General features: G+C 62.8%; 17 protein-coding genes. 13 read left to right on the top strand and 4 right to left on the bottom strand.

The features are described 5' to 3' along the window. Window positions 1-5: 5 nt before the first annotated feature. The 3 genes from AC6H4Z_RS20660 to AC6H4Z_RS20650 all read left to right on the top strand — a co-directional run bounded on the left by AC6H4Z_RS20660 (window position 6) and on the right by AC6H4Z_RS20650 (window position 2,381). Window positions 6-1,133 (top strand): LIC_10091 family protein, encoded by a 1,128-nt coding sequence (locus AC6H4Z_RS20660; protein ID WP_497543856.1) that lies wholly within the window; start codon window positions 6-8, stop codon window positions 1,131-1,133. Then, window positions 1,133-1,771, top strand: coding sequence for an SGNH/GDSL hydrolase family protein (locus tag AC6H4Z_RS20655; protein ID WP_497547070.1), 639 nt, complete (start codon window positions 1,133-1,135; stop codon window positions 1,769-1,771). The genes AC6H4Z_RS20660 and AC6H4Z_RS20655 overlap by 1 nt, the downstream gene beginning before the upstream one ends. Before the next feature lie 70 nt (window positions 1,772-1,841). Next, the gene (locus AC6H4Z_RS20650) at window positions 1,842-2,381 is read left to right on the top strand and encodes a hypothetical protein (protein ID WP_497543855.1); all 540 of its coding nucleotides are present in this window, start codon (window positions 1,842-1,844) and stop codon (window positions 2,379-2,381) included. Window positions 2,382-2,393: 12 nt separating this feature from the next. Here the strand turns inward: AC6H4Z_RS20650 and AC6H4Z_RS20645 are convergent, their stop codons facing one another. Then, window positions 2,394-4,091, bottom strand: coding sequence for an N-acyl-D-amino-acid deacylase family protein (locus tag AC6H4Z_RS20645; protein WP_497543854.1), 1,698 nt, complete (start codon window positions 4,089-4,091; stop codon window positions 2,394-2,396). 184 nt (window positions 4,092-4,275) lie between these two features. Between AC6H4Z_RS20645 and AC6H4Z_RS20640 the strand changes: the two genes are divergently transcribed. Both AC6H4Z_RS20640 and AC6H4Z_RS20635 read left to right on the top strand, forming a co-directional pair. Continuing rightward, window positions 4,276-6,291 (top strand): S9 family peptidase, encoded by a 2,016-nt coding sequence (locus AC6H4Z_RS20640; RefSeq protein ID WP_497543853.1) that lies wholly within the window; start codon window positions 4,276-4,278, stop codon window positions 6,289-6,291. Window positions 6,292-6,348: 57 nt separating this feature from the next. Beyond that, window positions 6,349-6,897: an N-acetylmuramoyl-L-alanine amidase gene (locus AC6H4Z_RS20635; RefSeq protein ID WP_497543852.1), complete on the top strand. Its 549-nt coding sequence runs from the start codon at window positions 6,349-6,351 to the stop codon at window positions 6,895-6,897. Here the strand turns inward: AC6H4Z_RS20635 and AC6H4Z_RS20630 are convergent. The 3 genes from AC6H4Z_RS20630 to odhB all read right to left on the bottom strand — a co-directional run bounded on the left by AC6H4Z_RS20630 (window position 6,887) and on the right by odhB (window position 10,155). Beyond that, complete coding sequence (locus AC6H4Z_RS20630; RefSeq protein ID WP_497543851.1) at window positions 6,887-7,369, bottom strand: GNAT family N-acetyltransferase; 483 nt, start codon at window positions 7,367-7,369, stop codon at window positions 6,887-6,889. The genes AC6H4Z_RS20635 and AC6H4Z_RS20630 overlap by 11 nt on opposite strands. 1 nt (window position 7,370) lies before the next feature. After that, window positions 7,371-8,828, bottom strand: a complete 1,458-nt coding sequence (gene lpdA / locus AC6H4Z_RS20625; protein ID WP_497543850.1) for a dihydrolipoyl dehydrogenase — start codon at window positions 8,826-8,828, stop codon at window positions 7,371-7,373. A gap of 82 nt (window positions 8,829-8,910) precedes the next feature. Further along, window positions 8,911-10,155, bottom strand: a complete 1,245-nt coding sequence (gene odhB / locus AC6H4Z_RS20620; protein ID WP_497543849.1) for a 2-oxoglutarate dehydrogenase complex dihydrolipoyllysine-residue succinyltransferase — start codon at window positions 10,153-10,155, stop codon at window positions 8,911-8,913. A gap of 80 nt (window positions 10,156-10,235) precedes the next feature. Between odhB and AC6H4Z_RS20615 the strand changes: the two genes are divergently transcribed. The 8 genes from AC6H4Z_RS20615 (at window position 10,236) to AC6H4Z_RS20580 (ending at window position 20,034) form a co-directional block, all read left to right on the top strand. Next, complete coding sequence (locus tag AC6H4Z_RS20615; protein ID WP_497543848.1) at window positions 10,236-11,273, top strand: zinc-binding dehydrogenase; 1,038 nt, start codon at window positions 10,236-10,238, stop codon at window positions 11,271-11,273. Continuing rightward, window positions 11,270-11,497, top strand: a complete 228-nt coding sequence (locus tag AC6H4Z_RS20610) for a hypothetical protein (RefSeq protein WP_497543847.1) — start codon at window positions 11,270-11,272, stop codon at window positions 11,495-11,497. The genes AC6H4Z_RS20615 and AC6H4Z_RS20610 overlap by 4 nt, the downstream gene beginning before the upstream one ends. A gap of 23 nt (window positions 11,498-11,520) precedes the next feature. Then, complete coding sequence (locus AC6H4Z_RS20605; protein WP_497543846.1) at window positions 11,521-12,333, top strand: mechanosensitive ion channel family protein; 813 nt, start codon at window positions 11,521-11,523, stop codon at window positions 12,331-12,333. 184 nt (window positions 12,334-12,517) lie between these two features. Continuing rightward, entirely contained in the window at window positions 12,518-15,034 is a 2,517-nt protein-coding gene (gene gyrA / locus AC6H4Z_RS20600; RefSeq protein ID WP_497543845.1) for a DNA gyrase subunit A, read from the top strand. A gap of 144 nt (window positions 15,035-15,178) precedes the next feature. Further along, window positions 15,179-16,498 (top strand): GGDEF domain-containing protein, encoded by a 1,320-nt coding sequence (locus AC6H4Z_RS20595; protein WP_497543844.1) that lies wholly within the window; start codon window positions 15,179-15,181, stop codon window positions 16,496-16,498. A 5-nt stretch (window positions 16,499-16,503) separates the two neighbouring features. Further along, window positions 16,504-17,460, top strand: coding sequence for a threonine ammonia-lyase (locus tag AC6H4Z_RS20590; RefSeq protein ID WP_497547069.1), 957 nt, complete (start codon window positions 16,504-16,506; stop codon window positions 17,458-17,460). Beyond that, window positions 17,441-18,937: a diguanylate cyclase gene (locus tag AC6H4Z_RS20585; protein WP_497543843.1), complete on the top strand. Its 1,497-nt coding sequence runs from the start codon at window positions 17,441-17,443 to the stop codon at window positions 18,935-18,937. Before AC6H4Z_RS20590 ends, AC6H4Z_RS20585 begins: the two co-directional genes overlap by 20 nt. Continuing rightward, window positions 18,934-20,034 (top strand): protein kinase domain-containing protein, encoded by a 1,101-nt coding sequence (locus AC6H4Z_RS20580; protein WP_497543842.1) that lies wholly within the window; start codon window positions 18,934-18,936, stop codon window positions 20,032-20,034. Before AC6H4Z_RS20585 ends, AC6H4Z_RS20580 begins: the two co-directional genes overlap by 4 nt. Window position 20,035: the final 1 nt, after the last annotated feature.

Genomic DNA, 20,035 nt, shown 5'->3' with positions numbered 1-20,035 from the left:
TGCGCGTGACGATCTCGCGCCGTGCCTTCCTGATCTCCGCCGCTGTCGCGACGGTGTTCGCCAGCGCCGCGCCGGCCCAAGCGCCGCGCGCCGCCGATTCGTCGTTTGCCGGTCTCGTGGCCCGCCTGTCCGAGCCGAACGGCTATTTCGATTCGGACAACATCATCACCAACGAGGTGTCCTACCTCCACGTGGCGAGCCAGCTACGCTCCGTCGGCACGCACGGCGGCGTGTACATGGGTGTGGGCCCGGATCAGAATTTCTCGTACATCGCGATCATTCGGCCGTCGATTGCGTTCATGGTCGACATTCGCCGTGACAATCTACTCGAGCATTTGCTATTCAAATCGCTCTTTGCGATGTCGCGCAATCGGCTCGAGTACATGTGCCTGCTATTCGGCAAGCGCGTTCCCGCCGACATCGACACGTGGACTGGTCGACCGGTGTCCGAGCTCATCGCCTACATTGGCGAAACGCGCACCGATTCGTCCATCGCGGCGGCGACGCGTCGTGCGAGCAACGATCGCATTGCGAGCTATCATGTAGCGCTCGACGCGCACGATCTCGAGATGATCGACCGATACCGAGCGCAGTTCGTCGCTGAAGGCCTCGACACGCGGTACTCGAGTCTGGGACGCAACAACCGAAGCGAGTATCCGTCGTTCGGCCGTCTGATCTTCGAAACCGACCGCGCCGGCAAGCAAATTGGGTATTTGGCCGACGAGTCGGCATTCCAGTTTGTCCGCGGCATGCAGCTAGCCGATCGAATCGTTCCGGTGATTGGTAATGTCGCCGGTACCAAGGCAGTGCGTTCCGTGGGCACGTACGCCAGCGAGCACGGAATGGTCGTTTCTGCATTTTATATGTCGAATGTCGAGCAGTATCTCATGGGCCGCGACGGCGGCTTTGGCGCGTTCGCGCAGAACGTCAAAACGCTCCCGCACGATGCAACGAGCGTCATCATTCGCAGCTATTTCGGACGTCTCGGTATGACGCATCCGCTGTACGTTCCCTCTCCCGGGAACCTCAGCACGTCGATGATCGAACCAATGGACTCGTTCATCCGCGCGTTCGACGCCGGTGAACTCACGAGCTACGCAGCGCTGGTGTTCAATCGATACGTGAAACCGTGATGCAGGCTGCTCCTCCCGCGGCGGAGATTCGGATTCTCTCGCTGGGCGATTCGTACACGATCGGCGAATCGGTGAGTGACAAGGAACGATGGCCAGTGCGGCTCGCGGCGTTGCTCCGCGCGCGCGGTTTCCGCGTCGCCGACCCCACGATCGTGGCGCGCACCGGCTGGACGACGGACGAGCTCTCGACTGGGATCGACGACGCGCATCCGGCCGGACCGTTCGACGTCGTCACGCTGCTCATCGGTGTGAACAATCAGTACCGAGCGCGCCCTGTGACGGAGTATCGCGAGCAGTTTCGTGCTCTGTTCGCTCGAGCCGTTCGCTTTGCGGGCGGCAATGCGGGGCACGTGATCGTGCTCTCGATTCCGGACTGGGGGCTCACGCCCTTTGCTGCCGGCCGAGATCGCGCACACATCGCCGCGGAAATTGACGCATTCAACGCCGTGAATCGGGACGAAGCTGGGCGGGGTGGTGCGCGCTACGTGGACATCACTCCGATTTCGCGCCGAGTGACACAAGAGCCCGCGCTCGTGGCCGGCGATGGCCTGCATCCGTCGGGTGAGATGTATGCTCGCTGGGTCGAGGTGACCTTGCCTACGGCGCTCGGGATCCTCGAGTCCCGTCCGCCGCACTAATCCGCTCGGCCGGTATTGCGACCGTCGGCGCGTTATGCATCTTCTAACTGATTCCCTCCAGGAGTGTCGTATGCGCCGCGCCCTTTTCTTAGTCGTCCTCGCCGGTTGCGCGAGTGCAGGCAGTCCACCGCCCGACGAGGCTCTGGCGCGTCCGCCCGTCATCTTTTCAAGCAAGGAGACGGGCACGCTCTATGGCGACAAGCCGCTCGCGACGTCAGTCGCAATCGCTGCGGCACCGGCGGCCGTTTGGATCGCCGTGAAAAAGGTGTACGCCGATCTCGAGATTCCCATTCGAGTCGAGAATCCCGCTGGGCGCCAGTTAGGGAATCCGGATTTCTTCAAGTACCGACAGATTGCCGGACGGTCCATGACCGATTTCGTCGACTGCGGCACCGGAATGACCGGACCAAAGGCGGCGACGTACAAGATCTACATGTCGATGCTCACCATGGTCGTCCCGGACGGAAAAGGAGGAACGACGGTGCAAACGACGTTCATTCCTACCGGCCAGGACATGACCGGTGCGAGCAGCGATCGCATTCCCTGCGGTACGACGGGTCGGCTGGAGCAGCTCTTCCTCGATCGCGTCAAGGCGACAGCAGGACAGTAACGAGTAGCAGCGCTACTGCACGACGGATCGATACCCCGGGCCGCGCACTGCGCGGCCCGGTTTTGCTCCGGTGTGTGTCCCGTCGCGCAGCACCTGAACGCCATTGACCCAGACATCGCGCACGCCCACCGAGAGCAGTTTGGGTTGCTCGAAGGTCGCGCGGTCGGCGATCGTTGCCGGATCGAATACCACGACATCGGCGAACATGCCCGGCTTGAGCAGGCCGCGATCGCTGATCGACAGTCGCGTCGCCACCGCCGACGTCATTTTGCGAATCGCATCCTCGAGCGGAATGACGTGTTCGTCGCGCACGTACTTGCCAAGGACGCGCGGAAAATTTCCGAACGTCCGCGGATGCACGAGTGCGCGAACGCTGTCGGGATCCGGGCCGCCGGCATCGCTGCCGAACTTCATCCACGGCTGCCGCAGCTGCAGTTTTACATTTTCCTCATCCATCAAAAAGTACGTCGTCTCCACACGACTGTGTTCCGTGAGAATGAGGTCCATTGCGGCGTCGAGATAGTCAGTCTTCTTCATCAGCGCGATCTCGTCGAGCCGCTTGCCGATGTACGGTTGATTCGCCGGCTGCCGGAGACTCGTGATCAGAACGCCCTTTGGCGACGCGAGACCGCACATGTCTTCCCACTCGCTCGTCGGCCGCGACACCTCGGCGCGGATCTTCGTCCGAATCGCCTGACTTGCCAGGTTGTCGTACAGCTTTCCTTCCGCCGAATATTCTGGCGGCAGACACGACGTGAGTCCGGTCGCACCGGCGGGGTACGGATACATATTCGCCTGAAGATCGATCCCTGCAGCGCGCGCTGAGTCGATCTTGGCGATGGCGGCGCGTGCCTTGGGCCAGTTGCGAGTGCCGGCCGCCTTGAGGTGATAGATCTCGCCAGGAACGCCGCCCTCTTTGGCGATGCGAATCACTTCGTCCATCGCTTCGAGCAGATGATCCGCCTCGGAACGCATGTGCGTGATGTAAATGCCGCCGAACGGTGCCATCGCCTTCGACTCTTCGATCAGCTCTTCGGTCGTCGCGAAGGTGTTCGGCGGATAGATCAGCGCACTCGCCAACCCGAACGCACCGTCCTCCATCGCTCGGCGAACCGCGCCGCGCATCGAATCGAGCGTTGCGCCCGTCGCCGCTCCCATGCGCTCAGCCATGCCATACTGGCGAATCGTGCCCGCGCCGACGAACGATCCAACGTTCTGCGAGATACCATGCGCTTCCATCGCGCTGAGCCAAGCATTGAACCCGTGCGGCGTAGCAAAGCTGCGCGTCAACTGGTTTGCGTCAGAGCGGAGCAACGTTGGATTGAGCGGCGCGGGCGTCGAGCCTTCGCCGAGAATGCCGGTCGTTACTCCCTGCGTGATCTTTCCCAGTTGTCGGCCGTCGCCGGAGAGTAGTTGGCCGCCCGACTGGTCCTGAATGTCGATGAAACCCGGCGCGACGACGAGGTTGCGCGCGTCGACACGCGTCTTGGCGGCTGCCGACCGCAGCATTCCAAGTGGCGTGACCGCGACGATTCGATCGCCACGAATTCCGACATCGCCGTAGAACCATGCTGCGCCAGTTCCGTCCACGACGCGGCCGTTTTCGATGACGACGTCGTAGGCTGAGGTCGCCGGAGCCGGAGCTGCGCCGGTCGTCGGTTGATGGCATGCAGCGATGGCCGCGAGGCCGACGAAGGCGATTCGTTTCATCTTGGCGTCTGAGAGGAGTGAGGGTTCGGGAGAATGCGCGCCAGACGATTTCTGCGCCAGGGTTCGATTGAATCGGCCAGCCGCGATTTCTTCCCCGCGGTGAGGCCCGGCCGTAGACAATCCAATTCCCCACGTCCAGACTTTCCCTCAGGATTGCCGTCTCGTTTTCTCGGAGAATTGCACGATGCGCGTTCGACTCACCCCACTGGTACTTCTGCTTGCCGCCTCCACGCTCGCCGCTCAGGCGCCGGCCAAACGGCCGCTTCGCGTTGGCGACATGTACCGGCTCAAGACCGTCAGCGGAGCGCAGATATCGCCGGACGGGAAGTGGGTGGCTTACGTCGTCGCGACCACCGATTCGGCCAAGGACAAGAGTGACAGCGACATCTGGATGACGAGCTGGGATGGCGCCGAGACGGTTCGCGTGACGTCGTCGCCGGACGGCGAGAGTTCGCCGCGGTGGAGCCCCGACGGTCGGTATCTCTCATTCCTATCGTCGCGACAGGAAGGGAAGGGCGCGCAGCTCTGGCTTCTCGATCGGCGTGGTGGCGAAGCGCAGCGCGTATCGGAGCTCAAGGCCGGTATTCAAGAATACGAATGGTCGCCCGACAGCAAGCGCATCGTGCTCGTGATGACCGAGCCGCGCCCAGAGGCCGACTCGGCCAGCAAGCGACCGAAGCCGATCGTGATCGATCGATATCACTTCAAGAACGACGGCGACGGCTATCTCGACTCCACGAGCAGCCACCTCTACCTCTTCGACGTCGCGGCACGCACTTCGGCGGTTCTCACTCCGGGATTGTACGAAGAGAGATCGCCATCTTGGTCGCCGGACTCGCGCTTCATCGCGTTCGAGAGCAAGCGCGTCCCAGGCGATCTCGATCACTCCAACAACAGTGATGTCTTCGTCATCGAAGCTCGCACCGGTGCCCAGCCAAGACAGCTGACGACGTACGACGGACCGGACGGCGGGCCGTTGGTGTGGAGTCCGGACGGGGCGCTGATTGCGTATATGCGCGGCAGCGCGCCGAAATACAGCGCGTATGATCAATCACAGCTCGCGATTGTTCCTGCCGCCGGTGGCGCGTCGCGCCTGATCGCGTCATCGCTCGATCGACCGGTGACCGCGCCGCACTTCAGCCCCGACGGAAAGTCGATCACCTTCGTCGTGACAGACGATCGTGCGCGGTACGTTGCCCGCGTTTCAGTCGATGGCGGCAACGTGCAGGTAGTCACCGGTGGACGACGCGTCATTGGCGGCGTGACGTACGCAGCAGACGGTCGAATGGCCGTTCTCAATTCGACAGCAACGCAGCCCAACGAAGTCTACGCATTCGAAAACGGTTCGCTTCGGCAGTTGTCGCATCAGAACGACGCGTGGCTTGCCGGTATCGAGTTCGCCTCGACCGAAGATGTCAGCTTCCGCGCGAAGGACGGCAACGACGCGCACGGACTGATGGTCAAACCGGTTGGCTACGTCGCCGGCCACAAGTATCCGTTACTGCTTCGCATTCACGGCGGACCTAACGGGCAGGATCAACACGCATTCAGCTTCGAGCGCGAGTTGTTCGCCGCAAACGGCTACGCGGTGTTGAACGTGAACTATCGCGGCAGCAGTGGCCGCGGCGAGAAGTATCAACAGGCCATCTTCGCTGACTGGGGAAACAAGGAAGTGGTCGACCTGCTCGCTGGTGTCGATTACGCCGTCGCGTCCGGAATCGCCGATCCAGATCGTTTAGGGATCGGAGGATGGAGCTACGGCGGAATTCTCACCGACTACACGATTGCCACGACCACTCGCTTCAAGGTGGCGATCTCCGGCGCCGGTAGTGCGCTGCAGCTCTCGATGTTCGGATCGGACCAGTACATCTACCAGTACGAGAACGAACTCGGCGCTCCATGGAAGAATCAGGATCTCTGGATCAAGCTGTCGTATCCCTTCTTCCACGCCGATCGCATCACCACGCCCACGCTGTTCATGGGTGGGGACAAAGACTTCAACGTCCCGGTGATTGGCGGAGAGCAAATGTATCAAGCGCTGCGCAGCCTCGGCGTGCCGTCGCAGCTCGTCGTCTATCCGAACCAGCATCACGGGCTGTCGCTGCCGAGTTTCAACTACGACCGGCTGGTGCGGTACGTAGCATGGTATGACAAATATCTAAAGGCAGCGAGCCTGCAGGCGGGAGGCGTTCGACCGTAGCGAGGCGGCGCGGCGAACGCCGTCTCGCGACTCGATGCGAGACGCGGAGTGTCGTCAATGCCGGGGTGGAAAGGGATCGTCGGTCGCGGGTTCACGGCTGCGGAATTCGAAGCCTATGTTCGGACGCTGTCGTTCAGTGCGTGGCGTCCGCAGTTCACGGTCGTGCATAACACCGGCGATCCCCGCTTCGACGAGTGGCACTCGGTTCCTGGCGCGCGACGCATGCGCGGCCTCGAGAGCTACTATCGTGACGACATGAAATGGTCGGGAGGACCGCACCTCTTCGTTGCGGACGATCTGATCTGGACCTTCACGCCGCTCACGGTTCCCGGTGTTCACTCACCGTCGTGGAACGACGTCTCGTGGGGAGTCGAGATCGTCGGCGACTACGACCACGAAGAGCTGCACCCCGACGTTTGGCGAAACACGATCAGCGCGCTGTCGACCCTGCAGATGGCAGCGAGTTTGAATCCCAGCTCGCTGCGTCTCCACAAAGAGGACCCGCGCACCACGCATTCATACTGTCCGGGCGCGCGCATCGATAAGCAGAAACTCATTGACGCCGTCCATGCGCACGTGACGCTGGAGTCGGGCGCTAAAGCGTGAGTCGCAAGAACGTGAGCGCGACGCCCTCGCGGTAAAAGTCCGGCACACGTGCTTCCTCTTCGAATCCATGGTCTCGGAGCAGCGAGAGCACGGAGCCGATTGCCGGATCATCTGGCATCTCGGCGAGCATGAAGTGCGCGCCAGCGTCGCGTGCCGCGTCGCTCACCGACCGCATGAGCCGCTCGCCAACGTCGTCCGTTCGCACACCTGGCGCGAGCACCGCCGTGTGCAGACGCGCCGCGAACTGCGTTCCCGAAATCGTCCCGAACAGCGCGAGTCCGGCAACCGTTCCGTCGCGCGCAATCACCATGGCGCGATGCTCCGGATCGTTGCCGCGCTCAGCGTGCGCCAGAACTTCGAGTGCACGATCGATGTACGGTGTGACGCCCAGCGTTCCCAACAACAACACCCGCGTTCCCTGAGTGTCCTCAGGGAGCAGCGGGCGGGGTTCGAGGGCGAAGTATCCCGACACGTTAGAAGTGGAGCGCGCGGCCGAGCGTGGCGAGCGCCGCTTCCTTTGTGGTTTCGGAGAGGGTTGGGTGCGCGTGCACCGTCATCCCGATGTCCTCCGACGATCCGCGATACTCAAAGGCGAGCACCACCTCGGCGATGAGCTCCGACACGTTCGGTCCGATCATGTGCGCGCCGAGCAATTCGTCGGTCTTCGCATCGGCGACGAACTTCACGAACCCGGCACTCTCGCCCATTGAGCGCGCGCGACCGTTCGCCGAGAACGGGAACTTGCCTGCCTTGTATTCGCGGCCGCTCTCCTTGACCTGTCGCTCGGTGAGGCCGACAGACGCGATCTCCGGCCATGTGTACACGACGCCCGGAATCGACTTGTAGTGCATGTGCACCGGCTGACCCGCGATCACCTCTGCCGCGACAACACCCTCCTCTTCGGCGGCGTGCGCGAGCATCGGTCCGGGCACGCAATCGCCGATCGCGTAGACGTTCGGCAGGTTCGTACGCATCTGATCGTCGACGAGAATCTCGCCGCGCTTGCCCATGTTCAGGCCGAGCTTCTTTGCGTCGATACCCGCCGTTGCCGGCCGGCGGCCGACCGAGACGAGCACGTAGTCGCCTTCGATGCGCTCGGACTTTCCGTCTTTTTCGACTTCTATAAAGACGCCGTCCGCGGTGCGGCCGCCGTTGGTGACGCGCGTGCCCGTGCGAATCTCGATGCCCTGCTTTCGGAAGACGCGGTCGGCTTCCTTTACGACTTCGTCATCCATCCCCGGCAGAATCGCCGGCAGGAGTTCGACGACGGTGACCTTGGCGCCGAGTCGCTTCCAGACGGAGCCGAGCTCGAGGCCGATGATGCCGCCGCCGATGACGATGAGGTGCTTGGGGACCTCGGGGATCTTGAGTGCGCCGACATTCGACAGGACGCGTTCTTCGTCGAACTTGAGGAAGGGGAGTTCGATCGGTACAGAGCCGGTGGCAATGATGACGTTCTTTGCTTGATACGAGGCGATTTTATTCGCGGGGGGGCCCCCCGCCTCACCACCCGTCGTTACCGTCACGACGTTCCCCGCCTCGAGCGTCCCAAAGCCGCGGGCCCAAGTGATCTTGTTCTTTCTGAACAGAAACTCGATGCCCTTCGTGTTCTGCCCAACGACATCGTCTTTCCGCTTCAGCATCGTCGGCAGATCCAGCGTCAGCTGACCCACGCCGATTCCGTGCGCCGCCGCAGAGTGCGCCGCGAACTCGTAGTGCTCTGACGATGTCAGCAGCGCCTTGGACGGAATGCACCCAACGTTGACGCAGGTGCCGCCGAGCGTCTTGTCCATCTCGACGCAAACGGTGTTGAAGCCGAGCTGTGCGGCGCGAATCGCGGCGACGTAGCCGCCGGGTCCGCCGCCAATGATGACGACATCGGCCGGAGTGTGGCCGGAGGGGGATTCAGAGGGCGTGGCTGAGGTGCTCATGACTGAGTGCGCGGTGTGGTCGGATTGCCCGAAAGTTAACCGCGCGGGGGAGCGCCGCCGGCAGCGCCGGCGGCGGAACGACTCAGTCGATCAGCATCGAAGCAGGGTCTTCCATCAGTTCCTTGACGCGAACGAGGAAGAGCACCGCCTGCTGTCCGTCAATGATCCGGTGGTCGTACGACAGCGCGACGTACATCATCGGCCTAATTTCGACCTTGCCGTTGATCGCTACGGGACGATCCTGCGTCTTGTGCAGACCGAGGATGCCGACCTGCGGGTAGTTGATGATCGGCGTGGACACCAGCGAGCCGAACACGCCGCCGTTCGTGATCGTGAACGTGCCGCCGCTGAGGTCGTCCATGGTGAGCTTGCCGTCGCGCGCGCGCTTGGCCATCGCGGCAATGTCGCGCGACACGTCGAGCATCCCCTTTCGATCGGCGTCCTTCACGTTCGGCACGACCAGCCCGGCATCCGACGCGACGGCGATGCCCATGTTCACATAATGCTTATAGATGATCGAGTCGCCCTCGATCTGCGCATTGACCGTTGGATAGGCCTTGAGCGCCATGCACGCTGCCTTGGCGAAGAAAGGCATGAAGGACAGCTTCACGCCTTGCTCCTTTTCAACGCGCTCCTTCAGCCGCTCGCGCACCGCGATCACCGCCGACATGTCGATCTCGTTGAACGTCGTGAGATGCGCCGTGGCGTGTTGCGACTCGAGCAGATGCTCCGCGATCCGCTTGCGCCGCGTCGTCATCTTTTCGCGAGACTCGCGCTGATCCGCAGGAAGCGGCGAGCGCGGAGCCGTGGCGGGTGCCGAAGGTGCGGCTGGCTTTGCCGGTGCAGGAGCGGCCGGTTGTGCCGGTGCCTTCGTCGCGCTCTCGATGACGTCTGGCTTGCTCACGACGCCGCCGCGACCCGTACCCTGGACCGTGGAGAGATCGATACCCTTCTCAGCCGCAACGCGCTGTGCCGCTGGCGATGCTCGTACCTCGCCGGCCACAGGAGCGGGAGCGGCTGGCTTCGCGGCTGGGGTTGGAGCAGCAGGCGCTGGAGCCGAAGCCGGAGTAGCGGCCGCCGTAGCCGCGCCGCCGCCCTCCTCGATTTCGGCCAACAGTTCGTCGACCTTCACCACGTCGCCCTCGGCGTGCGCACGCTTCGTCAGCACGCCTGCGCTCATGGCCGGCACTTCGACCGTGATCTTGTCTGTCTCGAGCTCGACTAGGGTATCGCCCGGAGCGACCGCGTCGCCCTCTTTTTTCAGCCACCGGGAAATGGTGGCTTCGACGATGGACTCACCGAGCGGGGGAACTTTGATGGAAGCCATTCGACAGGACGGAGAACGGTGAAGCGCGAAACGAAGTAGTTTTGCACGCAGACAACCCGAATATAACGGCCCCTCCTTTAGTGCGTGCACTCACCATCTCCGCCCACGGTGGGCTCGACCAGATCGAGTTCCGTGACGATCTCCCTGTGCCGCAGCTTCGCCGGGATGACGACGTTCGCGTGCGCGTTCGCGCCGCCGCGCTCAACCATCTCGACCTCTTCACGATCGGCGGTTTGCCCGGCATCACGATCGCTCCGCCCTGGACATTAGGCGCCGACGCGTGCGGCGTGATCGACGCTGTTGGCAGCGCGGCAACTGGCGTTGCGGTGGGCGACTACGTCGTCATCAATCCCGGCTTGAGCGACCGCACGTGTGAGTACTGCCAAGCCGGCGAACAGCCGCTCTGCCCGCGCTACGGAATCCTCGGCGAACATCATCCCGGAACGCTCGCGGAGTATGTGGTGGTGCCCGCGGCCAACGTTCGAACGATCCCGTCGCACATAGCTCCGGAATCGGCCGCGGCGTTCACGTTGGCGACGCTCACGGCGTGGCGCATGATCGTGAGTCGCGCGCAGGTTCAGTCGGGCGACCAGGTGTTGATCTGGGGCATTGGTGGCGGCGTCGCGCTCGCGGCGCTGCAGATTTGCAAGCAGATCGGGGCGCGTGTATGGGTCGTGTCGGGCAGCGACGACAAGCTTCGTATGGCGCGAGACATGGGCGCCGACGAAACGCTGAATCGCAACGCCGTTGACGTGGGCCGCGTGATTCGCGAGCGCACGGGCAAACGGGGTGTGGACGTCGTCGTCGACAACGTTGGCAAGGCGACGTGGGCGCAATCGTTACACGCGCTCGGACGGCGTGGGCGTCTCGTTACGTGCGGTGCTACGTCTGGCCCGATCGTCGAGACGGACGTCCGCCGGCTCTTCTGGAATCAGTGGTCCATCATGGGTTCAACGATGGGCAATGACGCCGAGTTCGACGCGATCGTGGCGGAGCTTCGTGCGGGGCGACTGCTGCCGCCCGTCGACAGCGTCTATCGGCTCGAGGACGGCCGCGCGGCTTTCGAACGCCTCGAGAGCGCCGAGCAGTTCGGTAAGGTCGTCGTACGGATCTCGTGACCGAAGAGACGGCACGCTACGACCCCGAGGAGGAGCGCGCCATTCGTGAGAGTGTCGCGCGGCAGGCGCATCCAACCTGCCCGCGTGACGGAACGGCCATGACGGTCCGCAGCATCGGAGGCGGCTCGTTCGGATTGGGCTACGCACGAAAGCGCGAGTGGCTCATCTGCCCGACGTGCAAACGCAGCGTGATCTTCGACGTCAAACGAGGGACGCGCAACTGAACTGGGAGTAGTAGATTCTCCGCATGTTCCAACAGGATACCACCAGCCTGACCGACCGGCTGCAAGGCAGCTCGGCGCGAGTCTTCAGTCAGGTTCTGCCGGCGCTGCTCGGCGCGTTGATCATTCTCTTCGCCGGCTATCTGCTGGCGAAGGTGCTCGAGCGCCTCACCGAGCGCGGGCTTCGCCGCATTCGCCTCAACCACCTGCTCGAGCGCGGTGGTGTCACGCAGGCGGTCGAGCGTTCGGGAACGCACGTGAACCCGACGCGCGTGCTGGCGAATCTGGTGTTCTGGCTCGTGATGTTCACCGTGATTCTCCTCGCGGCGAATGCGCTCGGGTTGGACTCGCTGGCAAACGTGGTGTCGACGCTCGTGAGCTACATCCCGAGCGTGATCGCGGCGATCGTGATCATTCTCGTCGGCATCGTGCTTGGCGGGTTCGTTGGCGGATTGATCGCGGCGTCGGCCGGCGCGGTTCACGGCGGGCGTTCGTTGGCGCGCATCGGACGCGGCGGTGTGATTCTGCTCGCGATCTTCATGGCGTTGCAGGAACTCGGCATCGCAACGGATATCGTGACGACCGCGTTCGCGATTCTGTTCGGTGCCATCGCGCTCGCGCTTGCTCTCTCGTTTGGTCTTGGCAACCGCGAGTTGGCGGGCGAGATCACGCGTGAGTGGTACGCCAACTACCGTCGCGAACGCGCGGAAACGTTGGCGCGCGAGCAGCAGGAAGAAGCGCAGGCTGAGGCCGAAGACGCCGAGGAAGAGCGTGACCATCGGCATGGTCAGGACTCCTCCACCGGCCCAGTTCGGCCCGACCTGCCAGAGAGCGAATAGCGCTGCCGGGTAGTGCGACGTAACTCGTTGTAGCAAAGCGTGTTACGGCATGGCGCTTCGGTTGCCTTTCGCTGTGTTTTCGGGTACATTTCAGGGACGGCAAAAGTCCCCTGTCGTTGCGTCGCGCGTGCGTGTGTTTTCACCGCTCGCATAGCCTGTTGCCCGTAGCCACACGCCCCCATCAATGACTGCTCCAAACAATCGCGAACGCATTCTTCCGCGCCTGATCGACGACGAGATTAGAGAGTCGTTCATCAATTATTCGATGAGCGTCATCGTATCGCGCGCGCTGCCCGATGTGCGCGATGGTCTCAAGCCGGTGCATCGTCGCGTGCTCTACGCGATGGATCAACTCGGCCTCGTGCCCGGCCGGCCGTTCAAGAAATGCGCAACGGTCGTTGGCGACGTGCTCGGTAAATACCATCCGCACGGTGACTCGTCGGTATACGACGCGCTCGTGCGAATGGTGCAGGAGTTCTCGCTGCGTTATCCGCTGATCGACGGACAAGGGAACTTCGGTTCGGTCGAAGGCGATCCGGCGGCCGCGTATCGATATACCGAGTCGCGATTGATGCCAATCGCGATGGAGATGTTGGCGGACATCGATAAGAACACCGTCAACTACGTTCCGAACTTCGACGATCAACTCGAAGAGCCGTCGGTACTGCCAGCCGGCATTCCGAATCTCGTCGTGAACGGATCGTCGGGCATCGCGGTTGGTATGGCGACGAACATTCCGCCGCACAACGCGCGCGAGGTCATCAGCGCCGTCATTCAGCTCATCGACAATCCCGACATCACTCCCGGCGAAATGCGGAAGCTGATCAAGGGTCCGGATTTCCCGACGGGCGGATACATCTACGGTCGCGCCGGTATCAAGGATTATCAGGAGACGGGCCGCGGTCGCATTGTCATGCGCGCGCGTGCGGTGATCGAGGAAAAGGAATCCTCGAACAAGTCGCAGATCGTCGTCACCGAGATTCCGTATCAGGTCAACAGCGCGAAGCTGATCGAGAACATCGCCGATCTGGTTCGCGACAAGAAGCTCGAAGGCATTTCCGACCTGCGCAACGAGTCCGACAAGGACGGTATGCGCATCGTCATCGAGCTGAAGCGCGATGCGATTCCGCGCGTGGTGCTCAATCAGCTGTACAAGCACACGGCGATGCAGTCGACGTTCGGCGTCATCATGCTGGCGCTGGTGCCCGATGCGAATACGGGCAGCCTCGTGCCGAAGGTCATGCCGCTCAAGGAGGTGCTCGAGCACTACATCAAGCACCGCCACGAAGTCATCGTCCGTCGCACGCAGTTCGATCTCGACAAGGCGCTCGAGCGTGAGCACATCCTCGAAGGCCTCAAGATCGCCGTCGACAACATCGACGAGGTCATCAAGGTCATTCGTAAGGCCGAGGATACGCCGACTGCGAGCACGCAGCTGCAGAAGCGATTCAAGCTGTCGGAACGCCAGGCGGAAGCGATCCTCAACATGCGTCTCGCCAAGCTCACCGGCTTGGAAATCGAGAAGCTCGAGGAAGAACTCGCAGAAGTACGTGGGCTCATCAAGGAATACCGTGCGCTGCTCGAGTCGAAGGAAAAGCGCATGAAGGTCCTCAAGGACGAGCTCATCGAGATCGCGAAGAAGTACGGCGATGAACGCCGGACTGAAATCACGAGCGACGAAGGCGAGTTCACGATCGAAGATCTCATCGCCGAAGAAGAGATGGTCGTCACCATCTCACACTCGGGATACATCAAGCGTACGTCGGTCTCGACGTACAAGAAGCAGCGGCGGGGTGGGCGCGGTAACAACGGCGCAACGCTCAAAGAAGAGGATTTCGTCGAACATCTCTTCGTGGCATCGACGCACGACTACGTGCTCGTGTTCACGGACGATGGACGCTGCTTCTGGCTCAAGGTCCACGAAATCCCGCAGGCCGGACGCGCCGCCAAGGGCAAGCCGATCGTCAACATGATCAACGTGTCGCCCGACACGCAGGTCTCGGCGATCGTCACCGTGCGCAACTTCCCCGACGATCTCTTCCTCCTCTTCGCGACGAAGAAGGGAACGGTCAAGAAGACGTCGTTGTCGCAGTACTCGAACGTGCGCACCAACGGCATCAAGGCAATCAAGATCGAAGAGGGCGACGAACTGATCGACGTCCAGGTGACGACGGGCACGAACGACATCGTGCTCGCCACGCGCCACGGTCTATCGATTCGCTTCCACGAGCAAGACGCGCGCGAGATGGGTCGAGACACCACGGGCGTGAAGGGCATCGAGCTCGGACCGCGCGATGAAGTGATCGGTATGGTCGTCATCAAGCGCGAAGCCAACCTGCTCGTCGTGACCGAGAAGGGCATGGGTAAATGCTCGCCCATTGACGAGTATCGAGTTCAGAAGCGAGGCGGAAAGGGCATCATCACCGTCCACCGCACCGACAAGACGGGCGACGCCGTGTCGATCAAGGAGGTTCTGCCCGACGATGAGCTGATGCTCATCACGGTTCAGGGCGTTGCGATCAGGATGCCGGTAAAGGGCATTCGCGTGGCCGGCCGCAATACGCAGGGGGTGCGCCTCGTGAACCTCGATGGCAACGACGCGGTGATGGACGTTGCCCGCGTCGTACCAGACGACGACGCCGAACCGGGCGCCGAGGGCGACGATGTGGTGATCGGCGAGCCGGAACCCGACGAGGAGTAGCCGCTCGTCGCAGTTCCGTCAAAGTGACTTACTCAAGCGGGTCGGCGCATTGCGCCGGCCCGTTTTTGCAACGAAACGTTGCACCCTCTCAATCTTTCGGTGATGCGGATCACAATGTAGTTTGCGCTACTCCTGCCATCCTTGATGACCTCTCCCCTCCGCGTCGAGCGAGAAGAGTCCACACCGCCGCTGGGCGCGACGTACGCGCCTCCGCCTCCGGCCGCCCCAGGCCGCGAACGGCGCACCTCCGCCACCATCGAGCTCCCCGCGGTCTCCCTGGAGCTTGGCGAGACGCTACGGGGCGAGCAGGCCAGCCTCCACCGCGACGTCCTTCTCTGGCAGCGGTGGGTCCGATACCTGGCGATCGGCACCCTGGTACTGCTCTCGCTCGTATTCGGGTCAGCACCGCAGGCTGCACTCATACCGCTCGTGCTCATCGCGGCGGCGTATGTCTTCGTCGTCATGGGCACCGCGTGGATTCTCGGAAGGTCCACGTCGATCGCGCCGGTGCGAGTCTTTGCCCCGCTCCTCATCGCTGCGGACATCGCGGCACTCGCCGGCTTCTGCTACATCACCAGCTCGCCCGAGCAGCTACACCGCATTCTGCTCCTCGGATTTCTGTCGATGCAGCTGGGCGTGTTCTACTTCGGTCGCGCGCAGGGAACGCTCGCCGCCGGGCTCACGATCATCGCGTACCTGCTGTTCACGCTTGGCGTCCATCCGTTCGTCCCGGGAACGCCGCCGAGCGCAATGACGGTTGCGTTCAACGTGACGCTCTTCGCGATCATCAGCACGGTGCTCGTCTACACGTTCGGCAGCTTCCGCGAACGCATGGACGCGCTGCGAGCCTACTGCAGCGTTGCCGAGCAGAGTGAGACCGCGGCGTTGCCTGCGCTGCCGAGCGAGCGCTGGCCTGACGAGCTCACGCTGCTCGTTCGCAGCTTTCAATCGATGCACGCGCGACTCGCCGAACAGGTGGGAAGCGATTCGCTGACGGGCTGCATGAATCGCCGGGCGTTCGAGACGCAACTTCGCTCCGACCTTCGTCAGGCGCGCCGTCGCGGCTCGATGGTCGCAATCGCCGCGGTGGATCTCGACCGGTTCAAGGAGATCAACGACACGCTCGGCCATCAAATGGGCGACCTCGTGCTCCAGCAGGTCGCCGGGATCATGACGCAAACCGCTCGCGACACTGACTCGGTTGCTCGGTACGGTGGAGACGAGTTCGTCGTCATACTTCCGGACACTGGTTGGCAGGGTGCACTCACCTTCGCGGACCGGCTCCGCCGTCGGATCGACGAGTATACATTCGGTCCGGAAGGGTCTCCGCAGAGCGTTACTATTTCCGTGGGTGTTGCTCTCGCCAATGGCAGCGATCCAACGTCGACCGAGACGTTGCTTCAAGAAGCCGATGCCGCGCTCTATCGCGCAAAAACCGCAGGCCGCAACCGGGTATTCTCGTGATTGATATGCAGTTGGTAACGTTGGACGACCTCGAAGCCGCCGCGCGAGTAGTCGCGCCTGTGGCCGTGCGTACTCCGCTCCTTCCGTCGGACGTGCTGTCCGAGCAGGTCGGGTCGCCGGTGTGGATCAAGCCGGAAATGTTGCAGCGCGGCGGTGCGTTCAAATTCCGTGGCGCGTACAACTTTCTCTCGCAGATGTCTCCGGCCGATCGTGCGCTTGGCGTCGTCGCGCCTTCGTCTGGCAATCACGCGCAGGCTGTCGCGCTCGCAGCCAAACTGTTCGGCATGAAGGCGACCGTCGTGATGCCGACGACCGTTACTCCGGCAAAGCGAAATGGTGCTGAGCGATTGGGCGCTCGCGTCGTGCTCGCGGGTACGACGACAGCGGACCGACTCACGCGCGCCGAAGAACTCATGCGTGACGAGGGTCTGACGCTCGTTCCGCCGTACGACGATCGAAAGATCATCGCGGGCCAAGGAACGGTCGGCCTCGAGATTGCCGCTGATCTGCCAAACGTCGAAACGGTGCTCGTGCCAGTTGGCGGCGGCGGCTTCAGCGCCGGCGTTGCGTCGGCAATCAAGCTCCGTCTGCCGAATGCGCGCGTGATCGGCGTGGAACCGGTTGGTGCGCCAAAACTGAGTCGCGCGCGTGCGGCTGGCCGTCCAGTGAAGCTGGAATCGTCCGGCGGACTTGCCGACGGTTTGCTCGCCGTCGAGATCGGAACGGTGACGTTCGCGCATCATCAGCGTTATCTCGACGACGTCGTCCTCGTCGACGACTCGGCGCTCAAGCGCGCCATGCGTCTGCTGCTCGATCGAATGAAGCTTGTCGTCGAGCCGAGCGGTGCGATCACGGTTGCGGCGCTGCTCGAAGGAAAGGTCGCCGTGAGTGGACCCACGGTGGCGATTCTGAGCGGCGGCAACATCGAGTGGGACGGCCTTCATGAGCTTCTCGGCAACTGACACGCCGAGTGTCGGTGGCCGCGTAATCGTCGCGGACAGTCACCCGGCTACTGCGGGTGCGCTTTCCTGGTTGCTGCGCGAACATGGCTATTCCGTCGCGACCGTTGCTGATCGCGACGAGCTGTTCGCCAACATCACCAAGTCGACGCCCGATGTGATCCTGCTCGACGGCGAGGTCGTCAGCCGCGATAGAGATTTGCTTCACCAGGTGCGTGCCGGTGCGCAGTGGCGCGATGTGCGTGTCATCGTCACTGCGCCATGGGCTTCGATGGATGACGGCGCGACATCGATGCCGTGGGGCGCCGACGATTGCGTGAGCGTTCCATTCCGCGTTCCTGAACTGCTCAGTCGTGTACGCACACAGCTGCGCGCGAGTGGGCAACTGCGTGCGGCGCGTGTGGCGCTCAACGATACCGCAGCGGAGCTCGAGCGAGTTCGCGAAGATGCGGTGAGCAATCGTCGCCTCGTCGATATTCTGCACGAAGTCACCGGCGAGCTGTCTGCGACGGAGATCTATCGTCTGCTCGCGATTCGCGTTGCGCGCGCGCTCGAGATCTCTCACTGCTCGGTCGTGTTGGCGCGGCCGGGCGACTCGGTGGGCACTGTTGCCGCTGCCGCCGAAGACCAGACCGCCGAAGAGTTGGAAATCAGTCTCGAAGGCTATCCAGAGATTGGCACAGCTCTCGAGTCGGAGCGGCCGGTACTGGTTGGCGATGCGGCGGTCCACCCGCTCTTTGCCGGCACGCGTGAATCACTCGCGCGCGAGGGCAAGGAAATCGATATTCGATCGGTCGCGACGATTCCGTTCACGATCGATCGGTGGCGCGCCGGCGTGCTGTTCCTGCGCACTGCGCGCAGTGAGCGGGCGCTGACGACCGAAGACGTGGAGTTTGCGGACATCGTGATCCGCGCGGCCGTTGCGGCGATTCGTCGCGCACAGGCGCTCGAGACGACGCGTGCCGACAATCGTCGTCTCGAGGCGTTGGCAACGACAGACCCGCTCACGCGCGTGCTCAATCGACGCGCGCTGCTCGATCGGCTCACGGCGGAAGTGGATCGCTCTCGTCGCTTCAGTTCGTCGCTCACGTTGCTGCTGCTCGACGTCGATCATTTCAAAACGATCAACGATACGGCAGGGCATCTCGCGGGCGACAGCGTGCTTCGCCAGCTCGGCGCGCTGCTCGAGGAAGCAGTGCGTAAGGTCGATGTGGTCGCGCGTTACGGCGGCGAGGAGTTCGTCGCGATTCTGCCCGAAACGGCCAGTGAAGGTGGAATCATCTTCGCGGAACGGCTTCGCGAGCGCGTGGCGGCCCAGTCCTTCGACATCGGCATCGATCGCCCGATTCATTTGACGGTGAGCATTGGCGTCGCCACTTTTCCGTCTCCGCGCGTCGCGACCACCGAAGACTTTTTTGCGCGGGCGGACGAAGCGCTGTACCGCGCAAAATCCGGAGGCCGAAACCAAGTGCGCACTTGACGAATCGCTGTCCGACCTGCGGAACGCTCTACGCCGACGACGCACGCTTCTGCACGCGAGACGGCACACGCCTACTAGGCGGAACGCCCGCAGCCGGATCGGTCGCACAACAAGCGCCGCACGCTGAAACGCCGGCCCGCTCGACTGCCGCGCCTGCCCGGAGCGACGCAACCGTCCCGGTGACGCACCACAATCTGATCGGCCGGACCCTCCAGGGTCGGTATCAGATCGTGAAGAAGGTGGGCGAGGGAGGAATGTCGTTCGTGTACCTCGCCAACGACGTCGCCACGCGCGAGCGGTACGCCATCAAGGTGCTCTCGGCGGCGCTCTCGCGCGACGCGAATGCCATGGCGCGACTGCGCCGCGAAGCGAGCGTCGGCATGCGGCTCGCGCACCCCAACATCTGCCACATCATCCGGCTCGGCGAGACCGAGGATGGTTTGGTGTACGTGGTGATGCCGTTCGTCGAAGGCGAAGTGCTCTCCGACCGAACCAATCGCCAGGGCGTCATACCGCTGGCCGAGGCTGCGCGGCTCGTTCGCGACATCACGACAGGATTGCAGGTGGCGCACGATCTCAAGATCGTGCACCGCGATCTCAAGCCGGAAAACGTGATGGTTGCGCGCACGGCTGACGGAACCGAGCACGCGGTCGTCATGGACTTTGGATTGGCGAAAGAGCGCAAAGCTGGTGCGGAGCTCCAGAAGCTCACGGCCACGGGCATCATTCTCGGAACGCCAGAGTTCATGAGTCCGGAACAGCTGCGTGGCAAACCGCTCGACGCACGCACGGATATCTATTCGCTCGGCCTCATGACGTACGAGATGCTCACCGGCAAGCTTCCATTTCAGGGCAGAACCCAGCAGGAAATGATGATTGCGAGATTGCGAAGCGAACCGACGTCGCTGCGAAAGATGCGCCCCGATCTCGATTTCCCTGAATCGGTGGAGCGCGTTTTGAATCGAGCGATGCAGCGAAATCCCGATGATCGGTATCAGCAGGCAACGGAGTTCGCCGACGCATTCGCGGCTGCGGCTGCCGAACGCAGCACACCGTCGACCGAGAGCGGATTGCTCGGCAAGTTGTTCGGCCGATGAG

The organism is Leucogemmata humicola, from assembly GCF_055379415.1.
Note: the sequence above shows the minus strand (reverse complement) of the source record. Positions and strands in the feature narration are given on the sequence as shown.

Excerpts from the sequence above, each read along its gene's own strand:
- AC6H4Z_RS20655 (WP_497547070.1), top strand. The coding sequence starts at position 1,133 with ATGCAGGCTGCTCCTCCCGCGGCGGAGATTCGGATTCTCTCGCTGGGC.
- AC6H4Z_RS20650 (WP_497543855.1), top strand. The coding sequence starts at position 1,842 with ATGCGCCGCGCCCTTTTCTTAGTCGTCCTCGCCGGTTGCGCGAGTGCA.
- AC6H4Z_RS20645 (WP_497543854.1), bottom strand. The coding sequence starts at position 4,091 with ATGAAACGAATCGCCTTCGTCGGCCTCGCGGCCATCGCTGCATGCCAT.
- AC6H4Z_RS20640 (WP_497543853.1), top strand. The coding sequence starts at position 4,276 with ATGCGCGTTCGACTCACCCCACTGGTACTTCTGCTTGCCGCCTCCACG.
- AC6H4Z_RS20635 (WP_497543852.1), top strand. The coding sequence starts at position 6,349 with ATGCCGGGGTGGAAAGGGATCGTCGGTCGCGGGTTCACGGCTGCGGAA.
- lpdA (WP_497543850.1), bottom strand. The coding sequence starts at position 8,828 with ATGAGCACCTCAGCCACGCCCTCTGAATCCCCCTCCGGCCACACTCCG.
- odhB (WP_497543849.1), bottom strand. The coding sequence starts at position 10,155 with ATGGCTTCCATCAAAGTTCCCCCGCTCGGTGAGTCCATCGTCGAAGCC.
- AC6H4Z_RS20605 (WP_497543846.1), top strand. The coding sequence starts at position 11,521 with ATGTTCCAACAGGATACCACCAGCCTGACCGACCGGCTGCAAGGCAGC.
- gyrA (WP_497543845.1), top strand. The coding sequence starts at position 12,518 with ATGACTGCTCCAAACAATCGCGAACGCATTCTTCCGCGCCTGATCGAC.
- AC6H4Z_RS20595 (WP_497543844.1), top strand. The coding sequence starts at position 15,179 with ATGACCTCTCCCCTCCGCGTCGAGCGAGAAGAGTCCACACCGCCGCTG.
- AC6H4Z_RS20590 (WP_497547069.1), top strand. The coding sequence starts at position 16,504 with ATGCAGTTGGTAACGTTGGACGACCTCGAAGCCGCCGCGCGAGTAGTC.
- AC6H4Z_RS20585 (WP_497543843.1), top strand. The coding sequence starts at position 17,441 with ATGAGCTTCTCGGCAACTGACACGCCGAGTGTCGGTGGCCGCGTAATC.